We start from the raw sequence: 25885 nt of genomic DNA, 5'->3' as shown, positions 1-25885 counted from the left end.
GCGCATTACCGGTGCCGTCCCCGGCACCCCGGCTCAGGCCGAACCGTCGGGTTTCTTCAGCACGTACCTGACTGTTCCTTCCTCGAATCCCTCACCTGCCCGGGTGAATCCGTTCTTTTCCAGCACCCGGATGGGTGCGCCAAGATCCGGATAGATCGCCGCCTCGATCTGCCGGATGCCCGGGAGGGAGAAGAGCGCGGGGATGAGGTGCCGGATCGCCTCGGTTGCGTAGCCCCTGCTCTGGAACTCGTCGAGCACCGAGTAGCCGATGAGCACCGCGTCCTCCGCCGTGGGCGACGTGGCGGTCCCCCCGGTGCCGATGAGGGTCCGCTCTCCAGCTGCGGGGTCGTCCAGCACCCAGTACCAGGCGCCGAAGAGCGGGTCGTCTTCCCCGGAGATCATCTGGATGAACTCCCCGAGTGTCTCGTCGTCGAGCAGCGGCGGCGGCCACGAACCCGGGACGGCGGCGGAGAGGAGGCGGGCGAGTTTTTGACGGTCGTCCCGGTTGGCCTCGAGGATCTCGAGCGTGCCCGGGATCAGGTCGAGGCGTTCGGTGCGGATGCGGTGGGGGTTCATCGGGGTCACTGCCATGAATGTGTTTTGATTAAAAATAAGGCGGCAGCATACGCGGAAGAAAACAGTTCTCTCCGTCCTTCATCCACCGCTCCCGGCACCCGCTCCCTCATGCCTGGTGTCCCGGCAATCCCCGGACTTCGCCGCCCCGGCGCCCTTCCGCTCCCCGAAAAACGCCGCAGCCTCTCCCGAGAGGGTATACCGGACGTCTCCTCTCTCCTTCTCCCGGAGCACGACGCCGTCGCCCTTCAGCCTTCGGAGGTGCCACGAGACCGACGATGCGGTTATCCCGAGCCGTTCGGCAAGTTCCGGCCGCGACGCCCCCGGGCTCTCCAGCAGCGTGAAGAGGATCTCCCGGGTGTTCGGGTTTTTGAGGTGGATGAGCACCTTCTCTTCGAGGGGGGAGTACTTCTGCCGGTTCTCGAAGTATCCCGTCTGTCCTCCGACGGCGGTGCTGGCGATCATCCCGAACTCCTGCAGTTTCCCGAGGTGGTATCGCAACGTTCCCCGGTTTATCCCGAGGTCCTCGGCGAGGGTGCCGAGCCGGATGCCCGGGTGGGCGCAAATGTGGTCGTAGATCGCCGTCCGGGTCTCGTGTTCGAGTGCGGCGCGTTTTGCAATCCGGCGGTAGCCGAAGAAGAGCCAGACGTTTAAGAGAAACAGGATGTTGACGACGACCAGGAGTTCGGGGGCGGTTCCGATGAGCAGGCTGGTAATCAGAATCTGGGGCGGGACCTGCCACCACTCGATGGGCGTCATATCCTGTGGCGGGCCGTCGGGTACGTAGTTCCCGGCAGGGCTGACCGTATACCCCGTTGCGGCCGCAGAGGCGGGGAGAGCGGTGAGAAGGATGATCAGGAGTACGGCAGCCGTCCGGCGTCGCATGCTACAGGAATAGGGGTGCGGGCTCTTGACCTTTGCGCTTTGTCGGCAGCCTTTCCTACCCGGCTTCAGGGAAACCGGGGCTCGCGAGTAGACGGTCGGCACAGAAATCGTATATAATCTCGCGTCCCAACTCCCACTATGGTGGAGGAGCAACCGTCTGTAACAGGACGGCGGCGAATCGTCGCCGTCTCAAGCGGCACGGCGGACGGCGGCTACCTCATCGCCGGGAGCACGAACGCATGAGAGACCGGTGGCTTATCCTCGGCATCGTTATCGTGGTGGTCTTCGTCCTCTGGCGAGCCTTCTACGTCCCGCCCGGCTACGAGACGATCAAGTACGAAACCGTCCCCGTCCTTCCGGCGGAACAGCACAACCCCCCGCTCCTCGAGATCTGGGAGGCGATGGAAGAGCAGATCCCGTTCGACAACCGGACGGCGAAGTCGTCGCTGCTTGTCATGGATTTCGATGCGAACGGCTCGTTCACCTATATCCAGTTCGGTTTCTTTGCCGATATGGAGGATGAACCCTGGGTCCACTCCGCCTTTGTCCTTCAGAACGGGAGCGCCTACCTCTCGTCCCAGCGGCTCGATTACCGCCCTCCCCATGCCCACCCGCTCGGAACCCTCGCCGCTGCCGACGACATCCCGTTCGACGAGATCTCCTACGGCAAAGGGGGAACGAGTCTGAAGATCTTTTACCACGAGCAGAACCGGACCTACGACGACACCTACAGAAACATCTACGCCGTCGAGAACGGCACGCTCCGCCCGCTGAAGTTCATCTCCTTTGCCACCACGGAGGTCTGGAACACCATTGAGATCTACCTTCTTGACCCGCCGGACGAAAACCGGACGCCGACCGCCATCGACGAGGATCCCCGGGCGCTGGTCATTTTTGCCCCGCGGGAGATCGCCCTGGCGGAGAGGGTTGCATACGCGGAGACGAACGGCACAGAAAGGATATAAACCCCCCTCCCCAATCGCTCATTAATAGGCCTTCCGTTCTGCCGGCAGACGTGCCGGACCGATGTTTGGCGAAATCGGGAGGCCGGAGTTGATCCCATGAAGTATCTTCGTGTTATTCTCATCCTCTGCCTGCTCATCCTCCCGGCGGCTGCCGAAACCCCCCGCCCGGCCGAGAGCCCGGTGGAGGCGCCCGTCGATCGGCTTGAGATCGACGATGCGGTGAAGCAGGCGTCGCCCCACTACGTCATGCTCGTCGGAACCGATGACGAGCAGGAAAACCTGCTCGGCTACATCGACCGCTCTCCCCGCTCCAACGAAGAGAAGAAGGCATTAAAGGAGTCCCTCCGTGAGATCTGGCGGAAGTATCCGGTGGTGCACGAGACCGAGGGTGCGGTGACCCGGATCGCGTTCGCCCCGGCGGCGGGGGAGAACCCGGTCCTGACCGACGAGGAGAACGCCGTCCTCGCTGATATCTCCCGGGCGATGGCGGAGGCATTTTCCACCCCGCCCACGGGCACGCAGGCAACCTGGTACGACCTCTCCATCTGGCTCGTCAAGACGGACGGGCAGGGGAACGAGGCCTGGAACCGGACCTACCCCGGCGGGGATAGTGCGGACGTCGCGTCAGTGCTCCAGGCGGACGACGGGGGATACCTGATCGCCGGAAACACCGGGTTCCGGGACGCCCTGCTGCTCAGGACGGACGCCGACGGCAACGAGGTCTGGAGGAAGACCTACGGCGGGCCGGACTGGGATACCGTGCGTGCCGTGGTCGCGACCGGTGATGGCAACTACGTCGTCGCCGGGAGCACCGGCTGGACGCCGGAGAAGAATACGCGGAGTGCCTGGCTCTTCAAGGTCGCGCCGGACGGCCGGGAGGTCTGGAGCCGGACGTTTCCGGGGGACGGACTCTTCACGACGGTCGATCTGACCGGTGACGGCGGGTTCATCCTTGGCGGGAATAGGAATGCCGGGACCGATGATGCATGGCTGGTCAGGGTCGACCGGGACGGGTTCGAGGAGTGGAACCGAACCATCGGCGGCAACGACTCCGGGATTATGGACAGCGTCATATCGACCCCGGTCGACGGGGGCTACCTCGCCGCGGTGAGGAACCCCTGGGAAGCGGCACGTTCCGGAACCGCCGCGCCCATCCGACTGTTCAAGACCGATCCGACGGGGGAGGTACTCTGGACGAAGACGCTTGATGAGATGGACGGCGGCACCGGCGCGGTTCTTCTCGAAGTGCCCGGCGGAGGTGCCGTCGGTTACCTCGTCGCCGGCGGGGCGTTCTGCCCCGGAAGCGATCTCCCCGGCCCCTGTCTCACCAGACTCGGCGGGACCGGGGATGTCGCCTGGGCCGTGACGCCCGAGATTCCCGGCGTCTTCCCGATCACGTCGGCGGTCGCACCGTCTCCGGGGGAGTATGCCTTCACCGGCACGGTCTACGCCGGGGGGCCGCACGATGGGTGGCTGGTGCTCGTGGACCATAGGGGTGACGTCACCGCCGCCCGTTCCTTCGGCGGCGATGCGACCGACGATATCTCGGCCCTCGCTGCGACGGCCGACGGCGGTTACGTCCTTGCCGGGACGACCCGGTCGTTCGGGGAGAACGGGTGGACGGCGCCCGCCCGCGCTCCGGGGTTCGGGGCGCTCGCGGCGACGGCCGCCTGCGGTATCGCGCTCCTGCGCCGGGGGGTGAGGCGGGGATGAAACTCGCCCCGCTCATCGCCGCGAGCGCGGTCTTCTTCTTCCTCTGGGCAGTCATGCCGGTGACGCTCGCATCCCATGGCTCCATCGGTACCGGGAGTGTGATCATCCTGCTCTCGCTCGTCTCGCTCGCCGGGTCGGTTCAGTTCCTGCGGGCGATGCGGCACGAGTCGCCCCGGTGGTTCTGGGGCATCCCGTTCGCGGCCGTCTGCACCGCTCTTGCGTTCTGGACGGGAATCACCAGGTGGGTCGTGACGGTTCCTGATATCGGGAACCATGTATTCCTATTCCTGCTTCCTCCGGCGGCAGCATTGTTCTTCTACTCTTTCCCGGATGACTGCCGGAACGGGGTAATGATGCCGATCGCCGTCTCCGCCCTTGTCAGCGTCCTGTCTCTCATCCTGGCCGCTAACGCGTTCTGCGCCCTTGTTCCCGGGACACCTGTGCCGGGTTTCATGGCGATTGCCATGGTCCTGTATACTCTTCTCCTCATGCCGCTCGTCGGACTGCTCTTCATCGTGACGGGGGCGGCCTGTAAATGAAGCATTTAGCACTCGCTCTCCTCCTCCTCGCCTGCGCCGCCGGGTGCCTCGACACCGCTGCGGATCCGCCGCCGGCGGACGAGATTGCCGCCCGGTTCATCGCGGCAGAGGAGCAGGCGACGGACTTCACCGCCACCGTGGCGGTAACGGCCGGTTCCGAGAACGTCACCGTCAGGCTGCTCCGGAAAGCCCCTGAAAGTTACCGGCTGGAGTTCCTCGAGCCCGCGGACCTCGCGGGGACGGTCGTCGTCTCGAACGGCACCCGGAAGTGGCGCTACGACCCGGCGACCCGGACGGCGCTGACGGTCGCGGGGCCGTATATACAGGCCGCCTTCTCCGAACCTCCCTACCCCGGCTGGGCGGAGGGAGTCCGGGGGTATGCGGAGACGGTCGCCGGAGCGCTTTCCGAGCAGAACGCCTCCTACCTGGGCAGCGAGACCATAGGCGGTCGCACCGCCTATATCCTTGAAGTCACGGGTGACTCGAAGACCTTCGAGGCGCCCACCCGCTACAGGGAGGCGGTTCACCGCTTCAGGGTATGGATCGATGCCGAAACCTGGCTCCTCCTCGGCGTGGAGATGTACGGCAACGAGGGGAACCTGATCCTCTCTGCCGAATACACCGATCCTTTGGCGAACACCGGGCTCCCGGACGACATCTTCGCCTTCGACCCGCCGGTAGGCGTCGAGGTCCGGCCGATGCCGACGGCCGCGATCACGCCGCTCTTCCTCTCAAGCATCGAGGAAGCCCGGCGCTATGGTGTGGAGATGCCGTCCTATCTCCCGGAAGGGTATGCCTTCGCTGACGGGGTGCACCTCCCCGGCGGCTATACGATGCTCCGGTTCACTGATAGCAGCAATGACCTGGAGGTCGTGAAACGGCTGCACGACCCCTACCGGGAGGAAGCGGTTCTTCCCGGGACGCCTGATGTGGTGCTCCTCTCTGGGGGCCGGGAGGCGGGGTATGTCTCTGCCGATGGGAGGGATCAGCTCCGCTGGCATGACGGCGAATACTCCTACCACCTCACGGGCGGTATGCTCGGCAAAGATGAACTCGTACGGGTGGCGGAATCGGTGGCGATAGAGGCTGCGCCGGTTCCGGCATAACCCCGGCGGACGCTTCTCCCTCTATCGCGGGAGGTGAGGCGTCCTGGCGCTGGGGCTCCGCAACTGGGGTATGAACTGTCGCACCGTACCACAGAGGAGTGTAGATGACCGGCCTCCAGGACACGGAAGATGCTTCGCATCTTCCTGTCGGGAAACTTCCACTGGAAGTTTCCACGCCATCCCCCGTCCTGGAGACGGTGGCATCCTGCTCCATCCCCTTCGCTCCTGAAAAAAAATGACGATGTGGATAAAACCAAATTGGTAATCGGACACCAGTCCTGTGTTGGAATGAGACGTAATCTGATATTGTTAGTAGTTTTATAACGATCGCCTGAAGGATCGCGATGAGAATGTTAATGGACATTAGTCAGTCTAACAGCGAACACCGTACCAACAGGCCAACAACACTTAGGCCTATCTTTATTATAAATTTTTCCATTTGCCTTTTTTTATAATGCCGTCTTTTTTTGGGGCAAATTTCAAAATTGCAGGTTAATAGAGGTCGGATGGTGGGTTGTCAAAGGTCGTGGCGGCACCTTCGGAATGCCACGACACCCCGGTGACAGAACAGGGCGTGCTCCCGGCGGTCGCTGCCGTCCGTACCGGCTTTGGCACCCGGTTAGTATCCTGAAGGAGAGGACGACGGGCAGGGAACTTAGTGCTTGTTGTTATCTTAACTTTAAAGATCTCCCATCCCTCTTCGCGACCTTCGCGGCTTCGCGTGAGACTTCGCTACTCTCCATTACCCCTCACGCGAAGCCGCGAAGAGCGCGAAGGGACGTTTCAGGGGATTATATCGACCTTCGCGCACTCCCGCGTGAGACCAGAGTGCCCGTCCCAACATGCGACAAAAGTTTCTAAAATAAGATGACACAATGCATTAGTCGTTCGGAGACTACGGGCCTGCGCGGATGAAAGCCGGGGCGTAGGGGGATTCTCGGCCCATATCTCGTCATTTCAGGATCGAGTGAGAGGGGGATGTCTTCCCCATGGTTCCCCCGGGACGTCGATCGATGCGACGATCGATCCCGGTGCGGGGTGAAGATTCCTCGCTCCTTTTTCGGTGAATGGACCGGCGTAGGCTCAGTCCATGAACCGGGGACTGAAGGTGTGCGAACTTCAGGTGGTGCAAGGCGGGCTGAATTTATACTGTTTTGACACTATCCGCATCGCCTGTAAAACGGTCGATATCCAGGATATACCCGACTCACTGTCATCGGGGAACCTGCCGCACACTGGAGAACACGCTGAGTTTTCTCTTTCATTCTCAACCACGAGCAAAGCAGTCCGGATTGATTTAACGAAACGTTTTTCCGACATTGTCGGGAAAAACTACCGTAAGCACAGATTCCATGGTGCCTTACCGCGTATGCCTCGTTAGATTGCAATACTCGGGTGATAAACGTGGTAAAACCGCTGAATGAAATGAGTCTTGAAGAACTGGGACGACTTTTCCCTATCATCCTGTCGGAGTATAATCCGGATTGGCCGGCGATATATGCCTCTGAAAAGGAACTTATCGAACACGCTGTCGGCAAGGACCACATCAAACGGATCTCGCATTACGGCAGCACCTCCATCCCCGGGATAATCGCAAAGCCGACAATCGATATCCTGCTCGAAGTGAGCGATGATTGCGACAATGAGGAGTTGATTCGCAATTTGGTGGACATCGGGTACCTCTACAACCCCCAGCCACGCGATCCGCCGCCTCACATGATGCTCATGAAGGGGTATACGCCGGAAGGGTTTGTGGGACAGACCTACCATATCCACGTCCGCTATGGCGGCGACTGGGATGAGCTGTATTTCCGGGATTATCTTATTCTCCATCCTGATGTTGCGGAGGAATATAGCAAACTGAAACGCCGTCTCAAAGAAGAGTATCAGTTCGACCGCGAGGCCTATACACAGGGAAAGGCGGCATTCATACAGTCCGTTGTAAAGGAAGCACGAAATGAACCGGGCAGAATTGAGTGATTGCACGATCGGCCCGGTGCTGAAGGTCCTTCAAATTGGAAGAGGGTTTGGAACTGCGAAAACAATTGTTCTTGGGCAGGCGAAATGTGAAACAATTACTTCGCCGACATCGGGCAAAGATGTTGCGAGGACCGTTGCAAGGTTGAAGAGAGGGTGGCTAGGAGTTTATGTAGCGACGAGTTACTTTTCAGTAGCCGTGCAACGAGAAATAATTGAGGACGAGTATCCCATTCTCTTGATTAACGGCCATAAACTGGCACAAATTGCACAAGATATTGTATATCGGAAAGGTTACGGATCAGTTGCCGATCTTCTATCTCAAGTGAACGCACGGTATGAACAAGAAGTCAAAAAACGTTGTCCGGAAGAACTGCTTTTAGAATAGCCTGATGTTCCTTTGATGATAGACAGTCACTCGCCATATCCCCGGCATACTGCGGGATCACGTGCACGTGCAGGTGCACCAGCGTCTGCCCGCCCGGCAGCCTCGCCGACGTTCACGCCGATGCTGTAACCGTCGGGACGGAAGCGCTTGTCGAGAAACCGCGCCGCCTCCCGCACAAACCCCAGCAGTGGTGCCTGCTCGCAGTCCATCACTCGAAGAAACCGGCGGTGTGCCGGAAAGGGATTATCAGCAGGTGGCCGGTGGACTCTAGCCATCTATCATAACGGGCGTCTGAAGAAGGAATGCATTGTAGAACTGATGTCAATTAAAACGGATGCTGCTATGGGGATTCGAACCCCAGTCGTCGGCGTGAAAGGCCGACATGATTGGCCCCTACACTATAGCAGCGAATCTTTGCACCGAAGTGCCATACAACTTCGGCGTGTGCGGATAAAAAAGTTATGCCTGGAGTATCCAGGTCGGCCCGGTTCTCCTTACCCGTCGATCGGGCTTCCTTCCTTCTGGGTGACGGTCTTGAAGGCCGCCATCAGCTGCCGGGTGATGGGGCCGGGCTTGCCGTTCCCGATGACGCGGCCGTCGATCTCGCGGATCGGGCCGACCTCCGCTGCGGTTCCGGTGACGAATACCTCGTCGGCTGTGTAGAGGTCGAAGTAGCCGAGGTTGCGCTCGAGGAGGGTGATGCCCATCGACTCCGCGAGTTCGAGCACGACCGCCCGGGTGATGCCGCGCAGGTTGTTTAAGGTCGGCGGGGTGATGATGGCGCCGTCCTTGACGACGAAGAGGTTGTCTCCCGACCCCTCGGCGATGTAGCCCTTGGTGTCGAAGAAGATCGCCTCATCGACGCCGCGGTAGTTCGCCTCGATCTTCGCGAGGATGTTATTCAGGTAGTTCAAACTCTTGACATTCGGCGGCATCGACTCCGGCGGGGTGCGCCGGACCGAGACGCAGACCGCCCGGAGCCCCTTCTCGTAGAGGTCGCCGTACATCGCGCCCCAGGTGACGGCGATGACGATGACGGTCGGTTTCTCGCACTTCCGGGGGTCGAGGCCGAGGTCGCCGATGCCTCTCGTCACGATCGGGCGGATGTAGGCGTCCCGCAGGTTGTTCTTCCGCAGGGTCTCCTTGATCGCTTCGGCCATCTCCTCCCTCGTGATCGGGACGGCAAGGTCGATTGCCTTCGCCGAGTCGTAGAGCCGTGCGATGTGCTCGTCGAGACGGAAGACCCTGCCGTTGTAGGCCCGTATCCCCTCGAAAACGCCGTCGCCGTAGAGGAGCCCGTGGTCGAAGACCGAGACCTTCGCCTCCTCTTCGGGGATGTATTTGCCGTCGAGATAAATTATCATGGCAGTAGTGTGGTATCGATTCGCTTGTATGTTTTGCGTTTCGTGCGCCGCCCGATGGCGGACGGGACGGCCGGAAGCGTGATGTCCCGTGAACTCTGTTCCTATGGAACGTTGCACTTCGTGTGCGACTGCATCGCTATCCGCACCCGTTAGTTCACGCGAAGCCGCGAAGAACGCGAAGATCGGTTTATCTGAGAGCAACTCCCCTTCGCACCTGACGGTGCTCATGCTCCCTCCCCGCGGGGGAGGTCGCACTTCGCGGCTTCGCGCTCTTCGCGTGAGGCTCTATTCCCATTCTCTACTGCCCGCCCACGCGACGTCTCAAAAAAATATCGCCTGCGCCCCCGTCAGCCCCGGCAGCAGTCCACGAAGTGCGCGAGCATCCCTCTGCTCGCCACCGGGTGGAGGTGGATGTAACTCCCGATCGTCCGGTCCCGGACCGCGCCGTCGAAACCGTCCTGGATCCCGCTTCCCCGGCTCAGCCGGTAGGCGAAGCGCGTCTCCGGCGCGAGGTCGACGCTGCTGTAGTGGAACTCATGGCCGCGGAACGCCGCCTCGCCCACGGGGCTTCCCGCCGCGCTCGTCCCGACGACGTAGCCGAGCATCCGGCGGGCTGGCATCCTCGTTGCGCCCTTAAAGACCCCGGCGAGTTCGTAGGTCTCCTTCTCTCCCGACCCCGCGAACCCCGGGGCAAGCACCATCCGGTCGGTGAGGTAGATCAGCCCCCCGCACTCCGCATAGATCGGTGTGCCGTTCCGGGAGACCTCCCGGAGCCCCTCCCGCATCGCGGTGTTCGCCTCGAGTTCCGCGCCGAAGAGCTCCGGGTAGCCGCCGCCGAGGACGTAGCCGTCGGCCTCCGGCAGCCGATCGTGAATCGGGGAGAACGGAATCGCCTCCGCCCCGCACGAAGAGAGCACGTCGAAGAGATCGGCGTAGTAGAAGTTGAACGCCTCGTCGTGCGCGACGCCGATCCGGACGTCCGGCTCGGCCGCTTCGTAGACGGAACTCTCCTCCGCCGGCGGCTCGGATTCTCGTGCGAGGGAGAGCAGGGCGTCCAGGTCGATGTGGTCGGCGATCATCTGCTTCACCGTCTCGATCCGGGCGAGGAACTCCCCGTGCTCCTGCCCCTCCCGGTAGGGAACGAGGCCGAGGTGGCGCATGCCGAGTTCCATCTCCGCCGTGCGGGGGATTACACCGACGACGGGGATACCGCAGTAGTGCTCGATCGCACGGACCGCTTTCTCCCGGTGGCGGGTTCCGGTGACGTTGTTCAAGATGACTCCCCGGATATCGACGTCGGGGTCGAAGGCCAAAAAGCCCTTCACGATCGCCGCCGCGCTCCGGGTGATGCTCCGGGCGTTGACGACCAGGATGACCGGGAGATCGAGTTGTTTCGCGATCGCGGCCGTGCTCCCGAGGTCGGTGAGCGCCTCCGCGCCCTCAAAGAGCCCACGCACTCCCTCGACGACCGCCACGTCCGCTCCCCGGCACCCGTGGGCAAAGACCGCCCGGACCTCGTCCGGGCTCATCACGTAACCGTCCAGGTTCCGGCAGGGCCGCCCGGTCACCCCGGCAAGGTAGGAAGGGTCGATGTAGTCCATCCCCACCTTGAAGGTCTGGACGGCCCGGTCGGCAGAGAGGAGGGCCGAGAGCGCCAGGGTGATGCTCGTCTTCCCGCTCCCGGAACGGTCGCCGGCAACAAGGAAGGACTTCATCGCATGCTCCGGAGAACCGCCCCGAACTCGCTTGCGACGATATCCCGGACGCCGAGGGTCTTCGGATGCAGGTCGATCTCGACCATGACGTGCCGGTGCCCCATCTCCCGGAGCGGCTCCACCTGCCGGGGGCCGTTCGTGACCGAGAAGACCTCGATACCGTCTGTGTACTCCGGCGGGACGGCGTGCGGAACCCCGACCATCAGGGCGAAGTCGGGGTTGAGCTCCCGGATCCGCTCCCCGACCGCGGGGCCGTTCGCCCCGTACTCGTCGAGCGCCCCGAGGAGTTCGAGGTCGACCCCGCGCTCCCACATACCGGCGAGGATACGGGCAGCGTCCTCCCTGACCTTCGGGAGGCCGCGGTCCTCGAGGTTCGCGACGTAGGTAACGGCGGCGTCCGGACATGCGTCGTGAAGCGCGATGAGCTCGTCGGCGAACATGTAGGCGGTCTCTTTCTTCGCGTTCATGACCGCGACCCCCGTAGCACCGGAGCCGGCGAGTTCGACGAGCCGCTCTGCCGCGACGTGCTTGAGGTCGCCGCGGGAGGGCTCGATGTAGGTCCGCGAAGCCGCTCCCCGCAGCCGCTCCACCTCGTTTGCCTTCCCGAGGAGGTAGCGCTGGCGTTCAAGTTCGTCGGCGCTGATCCACCCGGCATCGGCCGCGGGCTCAAGCGTCGCGAGCACTCCGTCGATGTTCTCCCGGAACCCGGCATGGATGTCCACGGCGATCGCCGGGGTCGCTACCCCGGCGTCGTGGATCGCAGACTGGAGGTCTTCGCCGATGATCATCGCAACGCACGTTCCGACGACCGCCATCCGATGGGGGCGAAATGTCTCCTCCGCGTGACGGAGAACCCGCATCAGCGGCTCGTGCCCGCCGAAGATAAACTCGTTGTCGGCAAGCGATGTCGTCAGGACCCGCATGCCGTCCTCTTCGAGGAGACGGGCGTGCTTGAACGAGCAGCCCGACGGGCCGTGGAGGATTGCCACGTCCACCCCCAGGTCGCGGGCGGTATACAGCGCCGCGACGATAGAACTCGGTCTTGGTTGAATGTAGTCCATACTTATCTCCACGTCTTTACCGCGAGGACGATTGCGCCCGCCGGGGTGATCTTTTTAGCGGCCTTGAGCCCCTCCTCGAGCGTCGCCGCCGGATGCCCCTCCCCGACGTAGATCGTCTCCGCAGGAGCGATGGTCGAAACCGTCCGCAGGATATCGTTCCTGGAGAACCCCTCGCAGATCGCCTGTGCCTCCTCGCCGATGACGAGGGTCAGGGGTGCGTCGCCGGAGAGTTCCCTCGCGTAGCGGGCGGCCTCAACGGTGGTCATCATGTTCGTCCCGCTGTTCGCGTTGTCGATGATCAGGATCTCCCCCTCCCGGCGGGCCGCCATCCGTCCGGGCAGGGCGGCGAACCGTCTGAGAGGGGAAGGGTCGACCCCGAGCACGCAGGCGGTCGCGGCCGCGAGCGCGAGCGGCGTCCAGTAGCCTGGTAGAGTGCAGAGCGGGTTCTCAAACGATCCGCTGATTCCGTTCCCGGAGTAGCGGCAGGTCTGCCCCTCGAAGGATACCATACTGTCGGCCGCGACCGCTCCGGGGAGGTCGATCCCCGGCGGGAGCACGACCGTCCGCGCCCGGGCGAGCAGCCGGCACTTCTCCGCGATCGCGCGCTTCTTCCCAGCCGCGACCGGGTAGTCCTCCGGCGAGGTCAGCACCACCACGTCCCCGGCGGCGGTGACCCCGAGAGACTCCTCGGCGACCAGCCAGCCGCCGATCCGTTCCGCCTCACGTGCCGCCGCAATCAGGGAAGCGGGTGTGATGCTCTTCTTCCAGAGCACCTCCCGCTCCGGGTAGCGGTAGGTTCCGGTCGAGGTGTGCAGGATGCCGGGACCCGGCAGCAGCGAGGCGAGGGCGTGGGCGGTCGTGGTCTTCCCGCGTGTCCCGGTGATCTCGATGAAAGGATGCGGGAGCCGGCCATCGTCGAAAATCCGTTTCACCATCTCGTGGTGCGAGACTGCAGGGCCGTGGCGCCGCAGAAGCGGGTGATCGGGATCGAGGTGAACCGGGGCGGTGACGAGGTCGTAGGTCCGGCCGAGTGCCTCTTCGATGGGGATACCGGCCTGTCCGCGGTAGACGTCCACCTCGTCCACCTGGTGGCCGGCACCACGGAGTGCCCCGGCGAGTTCCGCCCCGCCGTGGATGGTATCCAGCACCAGGATTCGCATGTCGTTCAGGGTTTCAGTTCGGCAATCGCGTCGGACGCGTTCTTCAGCATCAGTTCGGCGAGGAGCGGGTCGCTACCGATGGGGTTGGCGTAGACGAGCGGTACAGACTTCCCGTTCAGCTGGAACGTGCCGCGCCGTTGCCCTTCAGGAAGGCCAAGAATCTCCGGTATGTCTTTGTTGATATGAACACCCTTCGCAAGGAACAGCGGCACAACGACCAGCATATCGATGTCCTCGCTCCGGAACGCCTCGAGTTGCTCCTCCACCGTCGGGGTGTTGAGGCTCATGAATCCGGATTTGACGATGTATTCATCCGTCTTTTCAGCGATGAATTTCGCGGTGGTCTCGGTGAGTTCCTTGTTGTAGGGAAGCTTGCTCCCGTGCCCAACCAGTAACATGCCTTTGCCAGTCATATAATACAAGGTAATACGATACCCTATTAAAATAATTACCGATTGTTTTTAAGGGCCCGGTTCAAGATCTATGTGATGGCAAACTTCGAACGGGAGATCACCTACTGCATCAACCGATTCTTCACGCACCGGCAGATCCACGGGTTCGCCTACCGGCTCAAGCAGAGCAAATTCAATACCCAGTATGTCGATGTCCTCGTGGACTCTCTCGACCCACGCTACTACCTGGCCATCGAGTGCAAGTCGATATCGGGCAAGAAACTCTACTTCTCCCAGCACTTCCATTTCGACAAGAACAACGTCCACCAGGTCGATGCGATCGCCGACTTCATCAAGAGGACGGGTCGCCGTGGGTTCCTCGCCGTCGAGTTCCGGTTCGGTGCGGGGAGAGCAAAGGAGGCATACCTCATGCCCTGGGATACAGTTCTCGGCTACTACGGCAACGTCCCCGGCATCTCGATAGACGATTTCCGGCTCTGCTGTGCCCTCGACCGCTCCGGTGAAGAGTACGACCTGCCGGGACTTGACACAAACCAATATCCTCTCTCACCGCCAACTGATGTAGAAGTATGATGGAAGCATATGATCGTTTTGAGCTCCTCATAAACGATCGAATCGTAAAAACACCGGTGGCAATAGCATCCATGGCCGGGATCGTGGATGCGGCATATGTTATTGAGCGGGCCGATCACGTCGGGGCGGCTTTCATCGGGGGCTACTCCATCGACGCTCCCACTCTTGAAGCGAGCCGGCGGATGGCCGAGGAAGGCCGTAAAGAATTTTTGTACGACGATCCCCTCGAAGCGCTGGGCCGGGAGATCGACGCCCTGAAACAGAGTGACGTTGTCACGGGTATCAACCTCCGCGGGAGCACGCCTGCCTCCTACGCCGGGGTCGCCCAGGCGTTCGAGGACGTGGTGATCTACGAGATCGATGCCCACTGCAGGCAGCCGGCGATGCTTGAGGCAGGCTGCGGCGAGTATCTCCTCCAGCACCCGGCGAAACTCGTCGAGATCATCCTGGCGCTGAAGGCCGAGGACGTGACCGTCTCGGTGAAGATCCGGGCCGGTGTCGCGGCGAACGACGCTGACCTCGCCCGCACCGTCTGGAAGGCGGGCGCGGATATCCTCCACGTCGACTTGATGGACTTCGGGCACAACAAGGTCCGCCAGATCCGTAATGCCTCTCCCCTGACGCTGATCGCGAACAACTCCATCACCACCTTCGACAAGGCGATGGACGCCTTCTCCCACGGGGCGGATCTCGTTTCGCTCGCCCGGCAGTCCGATACCTGGACGCTCGCCGGCCTCGATGCCGCCATCACGCGGTCGGCCGAGGAGGGCGGCTGGTACAACGCCCCGAAACAGCTCTGCCGCGGCGGAGATATCAGGGCGCTTGCCTTCTGCTGCATGCCGGTGAAGGCCTGCCCGCTCCTCCCTGCCCTCGATAAGGTCGGGCTCTCCCGCGACGATTACCTGAACCTCAAGCAGGAGGCGGTGAAGGGTACCCCGCTCGAAGACGGGAAGAGCACCTGTTTCGGGAGCCTCGCCTGGTGCTGCAAGATCAGTTCTCCCTGCATGTTCCGCAACATGACGCTTGAGAAGAAGGGCCTCTCTGCGCGCGAGTACATGCGGTGCAAGCATCACCTCTCCGAGAAGATCATGCACAGAATATTCGATGAAGAAGAATCTGCCGATGAATCGAGCTGAACGTGCGCAGATGGCGATGATGCTCGAGGTCTGCGCCTACCCGAAACCCGGGAACGTGGATCGGTGCCACGACTATTCGGATACCCGTCTCGAGCACTTCCTCGCTTCGACAATCCTCGCCCGCCCGGTCTTTGATGCGGCCGAGAAGATCGGCGGCCAGGTCGGGAGCCTCATCCGGGAGGCGGTTCTCGCGACGAACGGCCACTCCGGGGGGAATACCCACTTCGGGGCGTTCATCCTCCTCATCCCCCTCGTCCTCGGGGGAGATATCGACGGGGCACGGCGGGTCGTCGCCGCAACCGACGTCGAGGACGCAGTCGATTTTTACGCGGCGTTCGGCCTCACGAGCGTCCGGATGGCCGAGAACGACGACCTTGACGTGAACAACCCGGCCTCGGTCGCCGCCATCCGGGAGCGCGGCATGACGCTTGCCGACGTTATGGCCTACTCGGCGCCCAGGGACATGGTCGCAGCGGAGTGGACGAACGGATTTGCCCTGACCCGCCGGTGCGCCGACCTGCTTCATGCGCACGGGTGCGGCAGGGGGTCGGTCGCCGCGGCGTTCCTCGATCTCCTTGCGACGGAGCCGGACACCTTTATCGCGAAGAAGCACGGGGAGCCCGTGGCGGAGAGGACAATGCATTCTGCGGCGGAGGTGCTCGACGGAAGGCGCGACCTTGCCGCCTTCGATGCCGAATGTGTCTCTGCCGGGATCAACCCGGGCTCGATTGCCGACATCACCATCGCCGGGATATACGTGGCGCTCGGGGAGGGATGGCAGTGGGACTGCTGACCGAGGGGATCAACGAGGTCATCGCGACCACCGACCACAACGCCGCCCCCATGGGTATCATCAACCGGAACGGCTCCCTGCACATGGTTCTCTTCCGGGGGAGCCATACGGCGAGGAACATCGCCCGGGACCGCTGGGTGGTCGCGAACTTCGTCTTCGACCCCGTGATCTACGTCCGGACCGCGTTCGACGACCTCCCCGAGGACGCCTTCGTCTCCGAAGAGATCAACGGAATGGTCGTCTGCCGCCTCCGCGACGTGGAGGCCTGGGCCGCGTTTGCCGCCGACGTGGAGCGGTCGGGTGGCGAGACGATCGTTGTGCGGCTCACTCCCTTGAAAGAGGAGGTGCTCGGTCTCCGTCTCCACCCGGTGAACCGGGGGTTTGCGAGCATCGTGGAGGCTACCGTCCATGCCACCCGATACGTCAGGAACCGCGACCCGTGGCTTGGGCGGCTTATCAAGCACCACAGCGGCCTTGCCCGGAAGTGCGGCGGCTCCCGGGAGTGGGAGGCGCTCGAACTCTTTGAGCGGTATATCGCCGACCTGACCCGCGAGTGAGAGTATTTCTTGGTTGCCGGGACGGGGTTGCCTGTACTTCCCGGGAGGCGCGTGTCCCTTCGCTGCATTTCCATGACGTGCCCATTATAATAATTGCTATATATCAGGACATACCACGAACCGCCCCACAGGGAGGTACCTGGTAATGGCGAAAATCGTTGATACGCTGCAGAACGATGGTAGGTTCGGCCGGCTCGTCGAGATCATCCAGACCCTCGGCGAGGATGAGATGCTGCAGGGCGAGGGGCCGATGACGTTCTTTGCTCCGGTCGACTCGGCATGGGACGCGATCCCCGAACCGAACCGGTCGATGATCTTAAACGACAAGCAGATGCTCTCGCACCTGATCGACTTCTTCACGATCGGCAGTCATAAATGTACGCTTGAATCGCTCCTCTCAAAGAATGTCGTGCAGACCGTCGAAGGGAACACCATCATGGTCAGGAATACCGACCGGGGCACGCAGGTAGACGAGGCCCTCGTGGTCGAGGGGGACATCGAGGCGGAGAACGGCATCATCCATGCCCTCGACAGCGTTCCCTTCACGACGCTCTCGGAGGCTTATGAAGCCTACATGGCAGTGAGCGATTGAGCCCGTGGCGCCCCGTCCGGCCGGAAACCCTTTTTTGATTCCCCGCCTGAGAGAGATGGCGAGCGCTCCGCGCCCCGCAGGAGACGGTGACAGGATACGATGCTCATCTGACCTGATACCCTCTCCCTGGGCCCCGGGCATCATGTCCGTAATTTTATATATCTAGCAAAATGATCCGGTGGTTACCCATGAAGAGTATTTTTGAGACGGCCCTGGAAGATGAACGGTTGAGCACCTCCGTTGCGATGCTGCAGGCCGGAGGGATGGCGGAGACGCTCCGGGGAAGGGGGGAGTATACGGCATTGTTCCCAACGAACGAGGCGTACTCTGGGTTTTCCCGGGAGGTGCTGGACGCCGTCACGACTGACCGGGAGCGGCTCACAGGCATGATCATGTACCACGTGATCCAGGGCAAACTCACCGCGCACGAACTCGCGCAGATGGAGGCGATCAGGACGCTACAGGGGGATCACCTGGATATCGCAGGGCCCCCTTCCGCGATACGGCTGAACGATGCCGCCGTTATCCAGCCCGACGTTGAGTGTACGAACGGCATCTACCACGTCATCGACAGGGTGCTCCTGCCGCGGGCGGTCGAGGCGCGAGTGAAGAAGTAGGTTCTGGCCCGGGTGACATCCGGCGGCGAGAACCGGCGGGATTACCCGTAATATTATATACTCACGCCCCTCCATCTCCCGGCGGGAGCTGGTTCGCATGAAGAGTATCCTCGCGACTTTGCGTGATTCGGGATCGTTTGACGTCTTTCTTGACCTCGTACGGGCGGCCGGAATGGAGGAGCGGTTGAGCACCGAAGGGCCGTACACCCTCTTTGTACCGGACGACGATGCGTTCCATAAGGTTCCCCGGTCAGAACTCGAAGCGATCCGCCGGAACGCCGACCGGCTCGGTGATACCCTTGACTACCACATCGTCCCCGGAGTACACTCCATGATCGATCTGCTCGGCATACGGACGCTCCGGTCGCTTCAGGGAGAAGACCTGACCGTGGAGGTTGCGGCGGAAGGGGTGCTTGTCAACGACGTGGCGGTCGTGGAGTCCGATGCGTGGTGCACCAACGGGATCTGCCACGCGGTCTCCGCATTGCTCCTGCCTCTCGTTGAGAGAACTGTCGCCGTACACGGATAGCCAAACGTATAAATAATCTGGTGCGTGTAGTGGTGCGCGTGGAGAGAGCAGCATGAAGAATATCATCGATACCCTGGAGGACTCCGAGAACCTCAGCGTGTTTCTCGATCTGATCCGGATTGCCGGCATGGAACCGATGCTCCGCGAGAGGGGGCCGTACACGGTCTTCGTCCCGACGGACGAGGCGTTTTCAAGGGTTCCCAGGGACAGGATGGACGAGATCCGGCAGGATGCGGACAAACTCCTTCTCATCGCGAGTTATCACGTCGTGCCGGGGCAGTTGACCTCAGAGGATCTCCGGAGCATCTCCGCCGTCAGGTCGAGCCTTGGGACGGATCTCGTCATACGGTCGTCCGATCGGGGGATAACCGTCAACAGTGTTCCCATAGTCGAGTCCGATGCGTTCTGCACCAACGGGATCTGCCACGCCATCAGCGCGGCGCTCGTCCCGCCGACGCTGGAGATCGTTACGCCCTGACCGGGCTACCGCTCTCGCGGCAGGAGGAATCGCCCGTCCCGACGGGCGATCCCGACGGCGGCAAGAGCGCTCTTCTCCTTATCCTTGATCTCAAGCATGATGTCCATATCGGACGGTGCGGTCTCGGTGAGGAACCGCTCGAAATCGGCATTATCAAGGCTCTCCGCGTGCCGCCCCTTCCGCCCGCCGGGCATCGGGGTGCTGTAGTCGATCATCGGGGTGCCGTCGCGAGGCTGCCAGGTCGCGCCGGCCAGTTCGACCGCTTCGGCCACCCCGGCGCCGGAGGGGTTGACGGTGTGGTGGAAGACGTCGAAGAGCACCGGGATGCCGATCTCTTCGTGGATGCGGAGGCAGTCGGCCAGAGTGTAACGCGAGTCATCGTTCTCGACGACCAGCCGGCGGAGGATGCTCTCGTCGAGCCGGGAATATTCCGTGCAGAATCGTTTCATGGCGGATTCCGGGTCGCCGTAGACCCCGCCGACGTGGATCTGGATCTTCGCGGTCTCATCGAGGTGTATGGCATCGAGAAGGGCGGCGTGGTAGCGGAGTTCCGCGACGCTTCGCTCGATGATACCGGGGTCTTTTGCGTTGATAACGACGAACTGGTCGGGGTGCATGGAGATCCGCATCTCATGCTCGCGAACGAACCGGCCGATCTCCTGCAACGTCTTCGCGAAGGTCTCCTCCCACGGGGCGGTGCAGACCGGGTGCGATGCAAACGGCACGAGGCCGGAGCCGATCCGGAAGAAGAGGATGCACTCTTTGAGATTGAAACGGAGGATCTCATCAAGACAGCGGAGGTTTTCCCGGACGGTCTCCTCCAGTCGTTCGTCGGAGTAGGAGGAGAGCCGAAACGTGCGGCCCGAGGAGCAGCCGATGCTCCGGTTGATGCACGGGTAGCCGATCTTCATGGCTCTCACGGGTGATCCCGTACAGGCATCAACCTTACCTGCAGGTATACGTGCCTTCGCTCTCGGCGACGAACCCCTCCTGTGCGAGGTCGCCGAGGATCCGCTTCACCCGTCCGGGCTCTTCGCAGAGCCGGAGGATCACCTCCTTCTCCGTGACCGTCCCCTCCTCAAGGACGAGTGCGAGGATCCGTCCCCTGATCTGGCGGTCGGATCCCTCGAACCGGCTCTGCCGGGAGTAGGACGCGCTCCTCCGGTTCGGGTTCGCTGTTCGTTTCTTTAAGACCGTACCGTAATCCATCATCGCGCTATACCACTCCCGCGGGTTCTCGCGGTACAGCGTCCTCTCCACGAGCGGGAGGATCTCGTCGTCCCGGACGCCCTCCTGGCCCTGGAAGAAGAAGTGGATGAAGATCCGTCGGATGTTCGTCTCGACATAAACGACCGGCATGTTGAACGCGTACGCGCAGATGGCCGACGCGGTCGCGTTCCCGATGCCGGGGAAGGTCGCGAGCGTCTCGGCGTCGGCGGGGAGGTCGCCGCCGAATTCCTCCACGACGCGCCGTGCGGTCTCCTGGAGCGCGATTGCCCGGCGGTTGTAGCCCATTCCCTGCCAGGCGAGGAGCACCTCGCTCCTGGGGGCACGGGCAAGGCTCTCGAAGTCCGGGAACCGGTCGAGGAACTCACGGTATTTCACGGCGACCCGCTCGACCTGCGTCTGCTGGAGCATGATCTCGGAGACCAGGATCTGGTAGGGATCGGTGGTGTGCCGCCAGGGGAGGTCACGGCCGTGGCCCCGAAAGTAGGAGAGGATGAGGTCCCGGAAGAGGCTTATGGTCTCCGGCGTCGCCCCCTGCGCCCGGATAGCGTCGAGGAGCCGGTGTTCGCGCTCGTTCTGGTCGGGGTCGAGGCTGCCGATCACGGTATGTTATCTGTCTGGTAGGGGGAAAATAGGTTGGGCCTATGGTCTGTAAGATGACAGCCTGGTTGCAATCTTTTCTGGTTATCCTGACATTCCCCAGTTGTCCCGGTACGCTGGACCGTGGGGATATCGCCGTGAGGGGGTGGGGACAGGGGAGGGGGGATGCTCCCCCCTCCCCGTCAGCCCCTCCCCCAATGGCGATATCAGGTGGAAAGCCGTGTATGGATTTTCTACAGACTCAACACCAATTTCATTGATCAAGCTCAGGATTTAAACGCCTACCGATGCGAAGAGTTATCCTTTCGGGCAGGAAGCCGTTAGAACGCTCTTGTTCTCACAACGCGATCCGACGAACCCTTCACTCCACCCGCGCCCGCATCACCGTGAGCCGGACGCCTGTCTCACCGTCGAGGTCGAACGCCCGCTCCTCCCCGTGCGCCCGGCAGAACTCCTGGAGGTCGAGCATGTGCTGGAGCCCCTCCGCCGCCTTCTCGTTCTGCACCAATTCAAGCGGCGGTTCGAGGAGCGGCCGGGGCAAGAAGACCACGCACTTCGCCCGGCTCCGGGTCAGCGATACGTTCAGGCGGTTTCTGCTGTAGATGAACTCGGCCTCGCGAAGGGCGGTCTCGACATCGCTCACGCCGTAACTGATGATCGCGCTCTCCGCCTCCTGCCCCTGCATCTTGTCGACGGTGTCCACGAACGGCGGGTACTTCCAGGCCCGCACCCCGGCGAGACTGCTTTTGATGGCGCCTATCTGGGCATGGTGCGGGCTGACGATGAAGAGCCCGTGCCGCCAGAACCGGTAATCGCCGTCCTCCGTCGCCGGATAAGGGCTCCCTGAGCGGGGGTCGCGGAGCCTCTCCCGGAGCGTTCCGGCCAGTCGCGCGACCAGCGTCGCCTCGACCCGGTTCTCCACTGTCGTCCGGATCCCCTCGAGGACGCAGAGCACGAGCGGGTATGCCGGATCGAGGATCCACTCCATCCACTCCCCCCCCGGCAAACCGGGGGGAAGGACGATCTGCTGTTCCCTGATCGTGTCGGTTGCGGGGGCGTACCCGGTGCCGTAGAGCGTCTCCGCCGGGAACCGCGAGAGGGTATGGTTCATCCGCCAGTTCTCCTGGAGCTGGCAGGTGTAGACGGGGCGGGTGGAGTCGTCGCGGTGCCGGAGGTAGGCGAAGACGGAGTCCTCGAGTCCGGGGAGGCCGTCATCCGGCGCCGGATACGCTCCCTGGACGACCGGCGGGAGCTGGAGGTCGTCCCCCGCGAGAACGAGCCGTCCGCCCTCTCCCAGCATCGGGAGCACCATAGCGAGTTCAGCCGCCCGCATTTGCGACGCTTCGTCGACGATCAGGAGATCGAGGGATGGAAGGGACTTCTCAAGTTTCGCGAACCCGTGGACCGTCCCGCCGAGGAGGAGGGCCGGGTAGCCGACGACGGTCTCGGCCCGGTCATGAGGCAGCACTTCGAGGCTCCGTTCCCCGCCGGGCGTCTGGATATCCCTCAGTTTGTAGATCGGAAGGCCCGCAGAAAGGCCGAACTCGTCAACCGAGGCCTGTACCTTGACGAGCAGGTTCTCGACGGCCGCGTGGGTGAACGCCGCGACCCCCACCCGGATCCGCTCCCCGTGTGCCCGCCGGGCTTTGACGAGCGAGAGGATCGCCGTCGCGAGGAAGTGCGTCTTCCCGGTTCCGGGCGGCCCCCAGACCAGGGTCAGGCGGTTCTCCGTCACGTGGGAGAACGCCCGGTTCTGGCTTCTCGTGAACCCGGCATCGCGGGCGAGCCGTTCGGCGTCGGTGGCGACCTCTCCGGGCTCAGGGGCCGGCGCGGCGAACGTGCGCGGGTCGCGGAGGAGGCGAATGAAGTCGTTCTCCGGCTGTTCGTCGAGAGCAAGGAGGCGGTCGACGTAGCGCGGGACGGTGAAATCCGTGAACCGGGGGTGCAGCACCGCGAGATCGCCCTCGGCAAAAGGCGCGTGATCGCGGGGGTAGGCCACCTCCAGCACGAGACCCCTGACCTCCCCGGCCGTCCGGTCGACGATGGTGTCGCGGACCCTCGCAAAGCAGACCCCGCTGTTCCCGGGGTTCGGGCTGCTCCGGTAGCGGAGATCGTCGAACGCCCGCTCCGCCTCCTCGCCCGCCTCGCCGTCCGGCACGAGGAGGTAACTGAACGCCCGCGACTGCTCAAAGAGCGTAAGATCCAGGGGGCTGAGCATTTTCCAGAAGTTCCCCTCGCTCTTCTCGAGGGGGATGCTGACGGCGTCCCGGACCCTTGCCTGCCGCGGCCCGCTCCGCAGTTCCTGCACCCGGCGCGTGCCCATGGTTGATTCGTACTCCGCGATGAAGAGGAGGCGCGAGATCTCGGGCGTCGCGGTGTCCCACGAGCCCGGGAACCGGAACTTCTCCGCCCACCGCACAAGCCACTCCTTCGTCCGTTCGCGGAGCCCGTCGAGGACGCTCCCTGTGGCAAGCAGGCGGCGCGAGACTTCCTGCCTGATCCAGTCTGCAGCCTCCGGCCGGTTCCCGTGCCACGCCATGATGATGGCGTCGCTCTTCATGGCGTTGCCGTGCTCGCTCCAGAAAAGGGAACTCGAGTCGAGCCGGTACGCGAACCGGGAGGAGGGGATTGCCGCGAGAACCTCGGGCAGGCGGAGCGTGAACGGGACGGGGAGCGCGAGCAGCCGCCGGATCTCTCCTGTCAGGACAACGATCGGGAAGGGGACGGACACGCTTGGATGGCTTGACCCGAGAGCGATGCCGGGATCCTGGTAGTAGAACCGCAGCCGGAGAGCGTCCTCGGCCGTTACGGGATCGTCGAGCGCCTCTTCGAGCAGCCGGGTGAAGAGTTCCTTCTCGTAGGTGTCGTAGACGTAGGTCTGCACTGACTCCTGTTCGGCCCAATCGCGGCCCCGGTTGTAATCATGGACAGCCGCGAGTTCCGCGGCGAGCGCCCGGATAAACTCCCGGCGCACCCGGGTGCAGTCGCCGGGGTCCGCCGCGACGAAGATTTCTTCGTGCGAGGACGTCCCGTAGACGGCTTTGCCCCTGCTCCGCCGGAACCCGAGCGCGTATGTCCGGCTGGAAACCGGGTCTTTCTGGAGTGTCAGGGTGACGGCGATATCCTCGTAGACGGGGAGCGCGAGCGAGGTCGCGTCGAGCGAAACGACTTCCCCCGTAGTGAGCGCCCGGACGGTCGCCCGCAGGCGGTCGCCCTGGCCGGCGAGCGACCCGCAGTTGTCGAGGTAGCCCTCGTTCTCCGGGTCACGGAGGAACCCGATGAGGTCGGAGAGCGTGTTGATCGAGATCCCGCCGACCCATGGTGCTTCCCGCAGGTAGCGCCGCCCGGTTGGCGAGAGCCCCGGGATCTGCGATACCGAGGAGGTGGCTTCTGCCTCGGCGCGGCAGTGGGCGTAAAACTCGCAGGACTCGCATCGTGACGTGAGGTGCCAGGGCACGTCCTCCGGAGGGGTGGTGAGGATGCCCGGGAGGCGGTGGCGGAAGAAGTCCTCGATCACCCGAGTGTTGAGGGAGAGGCCGAAGGGTTCCGGTTCGTCTTCCCCGTAGAGCCAGATCCCTGCGCGGTTCCGGTCGACCTGGCGGTCGATCTCAAGCAGATCAAGGGCGTGATCGAGGATCAGGACGTATAGTGTCGCCTGAACCCGGTGGCTGATGCTGAGGTCTTCGCTTGCCTTGATGTCGATGATCTGCAGGCGTCCTTCTTCATCGGCCCTGATGAGATCGGGGCGGCAGGGGGAGAACCGGTGCACCTCGGGGTCGAGGCCGTAACTCTGCAAGAAGTGAACTGAGACCGGAATGGTCGTCTGGTAGATCGCCTCGCCCGGGGAGAGCTGGGGGAGAAGGTCGAAACTCTCCTCGATGGAGAACGACCGCTCGGAGATGGGCCCCGCACCGTCCGGGAGCCGTACCCTGCCCGCGAGTTTCGTCCGGATCACCTCTTCCTCCCACTGGATGCCGGCATCCAGGAGGGCGCGCGTCACCGGGCTCGTATCGATTGCGGCAGCCGGGATGCCTGCTCCGGCGCGTTCCTGCTCTGGGGTCGCGTGGTAGCGGAGGTAGCGTTCGCAGTCGTGGTAGAAGAACCGGCCGATGAGCGACGGGCTGAGATTGAAGCGTGGCATGGATGAACTCGGGTGTTTTGGATGACTTCCTGTTGTAGCTCTCTGTTTGTGCGGTCGTGGGAAAACACTTGTTATCAGTCGATTCTTTTGGGTTTTGCATGATAATAGGGGCCGACCGGGAACCCTTCGAGGGGTGTGTGCTTGTGGCCCGGGGGAGCAGCGCCCTGTCCTGGCGGCGCAGGCCGCGCGCGCCCTGGCGGTAGCGCGGCCTCTAGATCGGGTTTGTAGAGGTGATTTCTGGTGTGTGCCATATCATGTGCAGAATCCGCGGCTGCGGCGGCCGGTTGGCATTCCGGGGCATCTGGCGCGTGAAGTTAAAAAAAGAGAGCTCTCTATGTTCTATTATCCGGCCCGGATATCCGGGTGCTGGTCCCCAGGGTCAGAGGGAATGTTTATATGTCCTCGGGATCAACGTTGTATCTCACGCGGGCGAAGTATATTTCGCCTGAAATCCGTGATTCGGCGAAAGTTCCTCGGGGATTTTCGCTTGGAGGATTCAAGCGGGAACCCAATGTTTATATGCGATAACATACAAACATTATTTCCTGCGCAGGGGTTTCCCTCCGGCTGTATCCGGCCGGAGTTCCTTGCATTCGAGGATATGACGATCCGAGACTCGTTCTCGGATCTGATACAGGAAGCATATGTCTAAATACTTGTAAAATAAACATTGTTTTCCTGTTGATGGGGAACCAACACGACCGTGCCGTGACGCGGGTTGGTTCTGACGTTGGCATTGGCAATGCGGAAATTTGTTCAGTAACCGCTAATTCCTCCCAAGTT

The 25885-nt window shown here is 62.6% G+C and carries 25 protein-coding genes and 1 tRNA gene; 14 read left to right on the top strand and 12 right to left on the bottom strand.

The annotated features are described in order from the left end of the window. Positions 1-33: 33 nt before the first annotated feature. The gene (locus FGW20_RS09980; RefSeq protein WP_301677945.1) at positions 34-591 is read right to left on the bottom strand and encodes a GNAT family N-acetyltransferase; all 558 of its coding nucleotides are present in this window, start codon (positions 589-591) and stop codon (positions 34-36) included. Between the two features lie 63 nt (positions 592-654). Next, on the bottom strand, positions 655-1458 hold the full coding sequence (locus tag FGW20_RS09975) for a winged helix-turn-helix transcriptional regulator (protein ID WP_301677944.1): 804 nt from the start codon (positions 1456-1458) through the stop codon (positions 655-657). 239 nt (positions 1459-1697) lie between these two features. On the opposite strand from FGW20_RS09975, the gene FGW20_RS09970 reads away from it, so the two are divergent. The 6 genes from FGW20_RS09970 (at position 1698) to FGW20_RS09945 (ending at position 8146) form a co-directional block, all read left to right on the top strand. Continuing rightward, entirely contained in the window at positions 1698-2423 is a 726-nt protein-coding gene (locus FGW20_RS09970) for a hypothetical protein (protein ID WP_301677943.1), read from the top strand. Positions 2424-2519: 96 nt separating this feature from the next. Beyond that, complete coding sequence (locus FGW20_RS09965) at positions 2520-4136, top strand: hypothetical protein (RefSeq protein ID WP_301677942.1); 1617 nt, start codon at positions 2520-2522, stop codon at positions 4134-4136. Further along, positions 4133-4675: a hypothetical protein gene (locus FGW20_RS09960; RefSeq protein ID WP_301677941.1), complete on the top strand. Its 543-nt coding sequence runs from the start codon at positions 4133-4135 to the stop codon at positions 4673-4675. Before FGW20_RS09965 ends, FGW20_RS09960 begins: the two co-directional genes overlap by 4 nt. Beyond that, positions 4672-5781 carry an outer membrane lipoprotein-sorting protein gene (locus tag FGW20_RS09955; RefSeq protein WP_301677939.1) on the top strand — a complete coding sequence of 370 codons (1110 nt, stop codon included), beginning with the start codon at positions 4672-4674 and terminating at the stop codon, positions 5779-5781. Before FGW20_RS09960 ends, FGW20_RS09955 begins: the two co-directional genes overlap by 4 nt. A gap of 1404 nt (positions 5782-7185) precedes the next feature. Further along, the gene (locus tag FGW20_RS09950) at positions 7186-7761 is read left to right on the top strand and encodes a GrpB family protein (protein WP_301677937.1); all 576 of its coding nucleotides are present in this window, start codon (positions 7186-7188) and stop codon (positions 7759-7761) included. Next, positions 7739-8146, top strand: coding sequence for a PDDEXK family nuclease (locus FGW20_RS09945; protein WP_301677936.1), 408 nt, complete (start codon positions 7739-7741; stop codon positions 8144-8146). The genes FGW20_RS09950 and FGW20_RS09945 overlap by 23 nt, the downstream gene beginning before the upstream one ends. Positions 8147-8172: 26 nt before the next feature. Here the strand turns inward: FGW20_RS09945 and FGW20_RS09940 are convergent, their stop codons facing one another. The 7 genes from FGW20_RS09940 to cfbA all read right to left on the bottom strand — a co-directional run bounded on the left by FGW20_RS09940 (position 8173) and on the right by cfbA (position 13859). Beyond that, positions 8173-8355 (bottom strand): HIT family protein, encoded by a 183-nt coding sequence (locus FGW20_RS09940; RefSeq protein ID WP_301677935.1) that lies wholly within the window; start codon positions 8353-8355, stop codon positions 8173-8175. A gap of 126 nt (positions 8356-8481) precedes the next feature. After that, positions 8482-8554 (bottom strand) — tRNA-Glu (locus FGW20_RS09935). 86 nt (positions 8555-8640) lie between these two features. Next, a complete protein-coding gene (gene ilvE / locus FGW20_RS09930) occupies positions 8641-9510 on the bottom strand; it encodes a branched-chain-amino-acid transaminase (RefSeq protein WP_301677934.1) in 870 nt (289 codons plus the stop codon). A 347-nt stretch (positions 9511-9857) separates the two neighbouring features. Next, a complete protein-coding gene (gene cfbB, locus FGW20_RS09925) occupies positions 9858-11225 on the bottom strand; it encodes a Ni-sirohydrochlorin a,c-diamide synthase (protein WP_301677933.1) in 1368 nt (455 codons plus the stop codon). After that, positions 11222-12286 carry a Ni-sirohydrochlorin a,c-diamide reductive cyclase catalytic subunit gene (gene cfbD, locus FGW20_RS09920; RefSeq protein ID WP_301677932.1) on the bottom strand — a complete coding sequence of 355 codons (1065 nt, stop codon included), beginning with the start codon at positions 12284-12286 and terminating at the stop codon, positions 11222-11224. The genes cfbB and cfbD overlap by 4 nt, the downstream gene beginning before the upstream one ends. A 2-nt stretch (positions 12287-12288) precedes the next feature. Then, the gene (gene cfbE / locus FGW20_RS09915) at positions 12289-13446 is read right to left on the bottom strand and encodes a coenzyme F430 synthase (RefSeq protein WP_301677931.1); all 1158 of its coding nucleotides are present in this window, start codon (positions 13444-13446) and stop codon (positions 12289-12291) included. A gap of 5 nt (positions 13447-13451) precedes the next feature. Beyond that, positions 13452-13859: a sirohydrochlorin nickelochelatase gene (gene cfbA, locus FGW20_RS09910; protein ID WP_301677930.1), complete on the bottom strand. Its 408-nt coding sequence runs from the start codon at positions 13857-13859 to the stop codon at positions 13452-13454. Between the two features lie 75 nt (positions 13860-13934). On the opposite strand from cfbA, the gene FGW20_RS09905 reads away from it, so the two are divergent. The 8 genes from FGW20_RS09905 to FGW20_RS09870 all read left to right on the top strand — a co-directional run bounded on the left by FGW20_RS09905 (position 13935) and on the right by FGW20_RS09870 (position 19134). After that, positions 13935-14432, top strand: coding sequence for a PDDEXK family nuclease (locus FGW20_RS09905; protein WP_301677929.1), 498 nt, complete (start codon positions 13935-13937; stop codon positions 14430-14432). Then, positions 14429-15568, top strand: coding sequence for a methanogenesis marker 9 domain-containing protein (locus FGW20_RS09900; RefSeq protein WP_301677928.1), 1140 nt, complete (start codon positions 14429-14431; stop codon positions 15566-15568). The genes FGW20_RS09905 and FGW20_RS09900 overlap by 4 nt, the downstream gene beginning before the upstream one ends. Then, a complete protein-coding gene (locus FGW20_RS09895; RefSeq protein ID WP_301677927.1) occupies positions 15537-16361 on the top strand; it encodes a triphosphoribosyl-dephospho-CoA synthase in 825 nt (274 codons plus the stop codon). Before FGW20_RS09900 ends, FGW20_RS09895 begins: the two co-directional genes overlap by 32 nt. Continuing rightward, complete coding sequence (locus tag FGW20_RS09890) at positions 16349-16918, top strand: DUF447 domain-containing protein (protein WP_301677926.1); 570 nt, start codon at positions 16349-16351, stop codon at positions 16916-16918. The genes FGW20_RS09895 and FGW20_RS09890 overlap by 13 nt, the downstream gene beginning before the upstream one ends. Before the next feature lie 145 nt (positions 16919-17063). Next, a complete protein-coding gene (locus FGW20_RS09885) occupies positions 17064-17510 on the top strand; it encodes a fasciclin domain-containing protein (RefSeq protein ID WP_301677925.1) in 447 nt (148 codons plus the stop codon). 188 nt (positions 17511-17698) lie between these two features. Next, entirely contained in the window at positions 17699-18127 is a 429-nt protein-coding gene (locus tag FGW20_RS09880) for a fasciclin domain-containing protein (protein ID WP_301677924.1), read from the top strand. 97 nt (positions 18128-18224) lie between these two features. Beyond that, positions 18225-18656: a fasciclin domain-containing protein gene (locus tag FGW20_RS09875; protein WP_301677923.1), complete on the top strand. Its 432-nt coding sequence runs from the start codon at positions 18225-18227 to the stop codon at positions 18654-18656. A 52-nt stretch (positions 18657-18708) separates the two neighbouring features. Then, positions 18709-19134: a fasciclin domain-containing protein gene (locus FGW20_RS09870; RefSeq protein WP_301677922.1), complete on the top strand. Its 426-nt coding sequence runs from the start codon at positions 18709-18711 to the stop codon at positions 19132-19134. Between the two features lie 5 nt (positions 19135-19139). On the opposite strand, the gene uvsE is transcribed toward FGW20_RS09870, so the two are convergent. The 3 genes from uvsE to FGW20_RS09855 form a co-directional block, all read right to left on the bottom strand. Then, the gene (gene uvsE / locus FGW20_RS09865) at positions 19140-20045 is read right to left on the bottom strand and encodes a UV DNA damage repair endonuclease UvsE (RefSeq protein WP_301677921.1); all 906 of its coding nucleotides are present in this window, start codon (positions 20043-20045) and stop codon (positions 19140-19142) included. Between the two features lie 34 nt (positions 20046-20079). Continuing rightward, on the bottom strand, positions 20080-20964 hold the full coding sequence (locus FGW20_RS09860; protein ID WP_301677920.1) for an HhH-GPD family protein: 885 nt from the start codon (positions 20962-20964) through the stop codon (positions 20080-20082). Positions 20965-21322: 358 nt separating this feature from the next. Continuing rightward, positions 21323-25102, bottom strand: coding sequence for a bifunctional RecB family nuclease/DEAD/DEAH box helicase (locus FGW20_RS09855; protein ID WP_301677919.1), 3780 nt, complete (start codon positions 25100-25102; stop codon positions 21323-21325). Positions 25103-25885: the final 783 nt, after the last annotated feature.

Origin of the sequence: Methanoculleus methanifontis (assembly GCF_030464365.1) — an archaeon.
Taxonomy (GTDB): Archaea; Halobacteriota; Methanomicrobia; order Methanomicrobiales; family Methanoculleaceae; genus Methanoculleus; species Methanoculleus methanifontis.
Note: the sequence above shows the minus strand (reverse complement) of the source record. Positions and strands in the feature narration are given on the sequence as shown.

Coding starts and splice junctions, on each gene's coding strand:
- FGW20_RS09980 (WP_301677945.1), bottom strand. CDS start 591: ATGGCAGTGACCCCGATGAACCCCCACCGCATCCGCACCGAACGCCTC.
- FGW20_RS09975 (WP_301677944.1), bottom strand. CDS start 1,458: ATGCGACGCCGGACGGCTGCCGTACTCCTGATCATCCTTCTCACCGCT.
- FGW20_RS09970 (WP_301677943.1), top strand. CDS start 1,698: ATGAGAGACCGGTGGCTTATCCTCGGCATCGTTATCGTGGTGGTCTTC.
- FGW20_RS09965 (WP_301677942.1), top strand. CDS start 2,520: ATGAAGTATCTTCGTGTTATTCTCATCCTCTGCCTGCTCATCCTCCCG.
- FGW20_RS09960 (WP_301677941.1), top strand. CDS start 4,133: ATGAAACTCGCCCCGCTCATCGCCGCGAGCGCGGTCTTCTTCTTCCTC.
- FGW20_RS09955 (WP_301677939.1), top strand. CDS start 4,672: ATGAAGCATTTAGCACTCGCTCTCCTCCTCCTCGCCTGCGCCGCCGGG.
- FGW20_RS09945 (WP_301677936.1), top strand. CDS start 7,739: ATGAACCGGGCAGAATTGAGTGATTGCACGATCGGCCCGGTGCTGAAG.
- FGW20_RS09940 (WP_301677935.1), bottom strand. CDS start 8,355: ATGGACTGCGAGCAGGCACCACTGCTGGGGTTTGTGCGGGAGGCGGCG.
- ilvE (WP_301677934.1), bottom strand. CDS start 9,510: ATGATAATTTATCTCGACGGCAAATACATCCCCGAAGAGGAGGCGAAG.
- cfbB (WP_301677933.1), bottom strand. CDS start 11,225: ATGAAGTCCTTCCTTGTTGCCGGCGACCGTTCCGGGAGCGGGAAGACG.
- cfbD (WP_301677932.1), bottom strand. CDS start 12,286: ATGGACTACATTCAACCAAGACCGAGTTCTATCGTCGCGGCGCTGTAT.
- cfbE (WP_301677931.1), bottom strand. CDS start 13,446: ATGCGAATCCTGGTGCTGGATACCATCCACGGCGGGGCGGAACTCGCC.
- cfbA (WP_301677930.1), bottom strand. CDS start 13,859: ATGACTGGCAAAGGCATGTTACTGGTTGGGCACGGGAGCAAGCTTCCC.
- FGW20_RS09905 (WP_301677929.1), top strand. CDS start 13,935: ATGGCAAACTTCGAACGGGAGATCACCTACTGCATCAACCGATTCTTC.
- FGW20_RS09900 (WP_301677928.1), top strand. CDS start 14,429: ATGATGGAAGCATATGATCGTTTTGAGCTCCTCATAAACGATCGAATC.
- FGW20_RS09895 (WP_301677927.1), top strand. CDS start 15,537: ATGAAGAAGAATCTGCCGATGAATCGAGCTGAACGTGCGCAGATGGCG.
- FGW20_RS09885 (WP_301677925.1), top strand. CDS start 17,064: ATGGCGAAAATCGTTGATACGCTGCAGAACGATGGTAGGTTCGGCCGG.
- FGW20_RS09880 (WP_301677924.1), top strand. CDS start 17,699: ATGAAGAGTATTTTTGAGACGGCCCTGGAAGATGAACGGTTGAGCACC.
- FGW20_RS09875 (WP_301677923.1), top strand. CDS start 18,225: ATGAAGAGTATCCTCGCGACTTTGCGTGATTCGGGATCGTTTGACGTC.
- FGW20_RS09870 (WP_301677922.1), top strand. CDS start 18,709: ATGAAGAATATCATCGATACCCTGGAGGACTCCGAGAACCTCAGCGTG.
- uvsE (WP_301677921.1), bottom strand. CDS start 20,045: ATGAAGATCGGCTACCCGTGCATCAACCGGAGCATCGGCTGCTCCTCG.
- FGW20_RS09855 (WP_301677919.1), bottom strand. CDS start 25,102: ATGCCACGCTTCAATCTCAGCCCGTCGCTCATCGGCCGGTTCTTCTAC.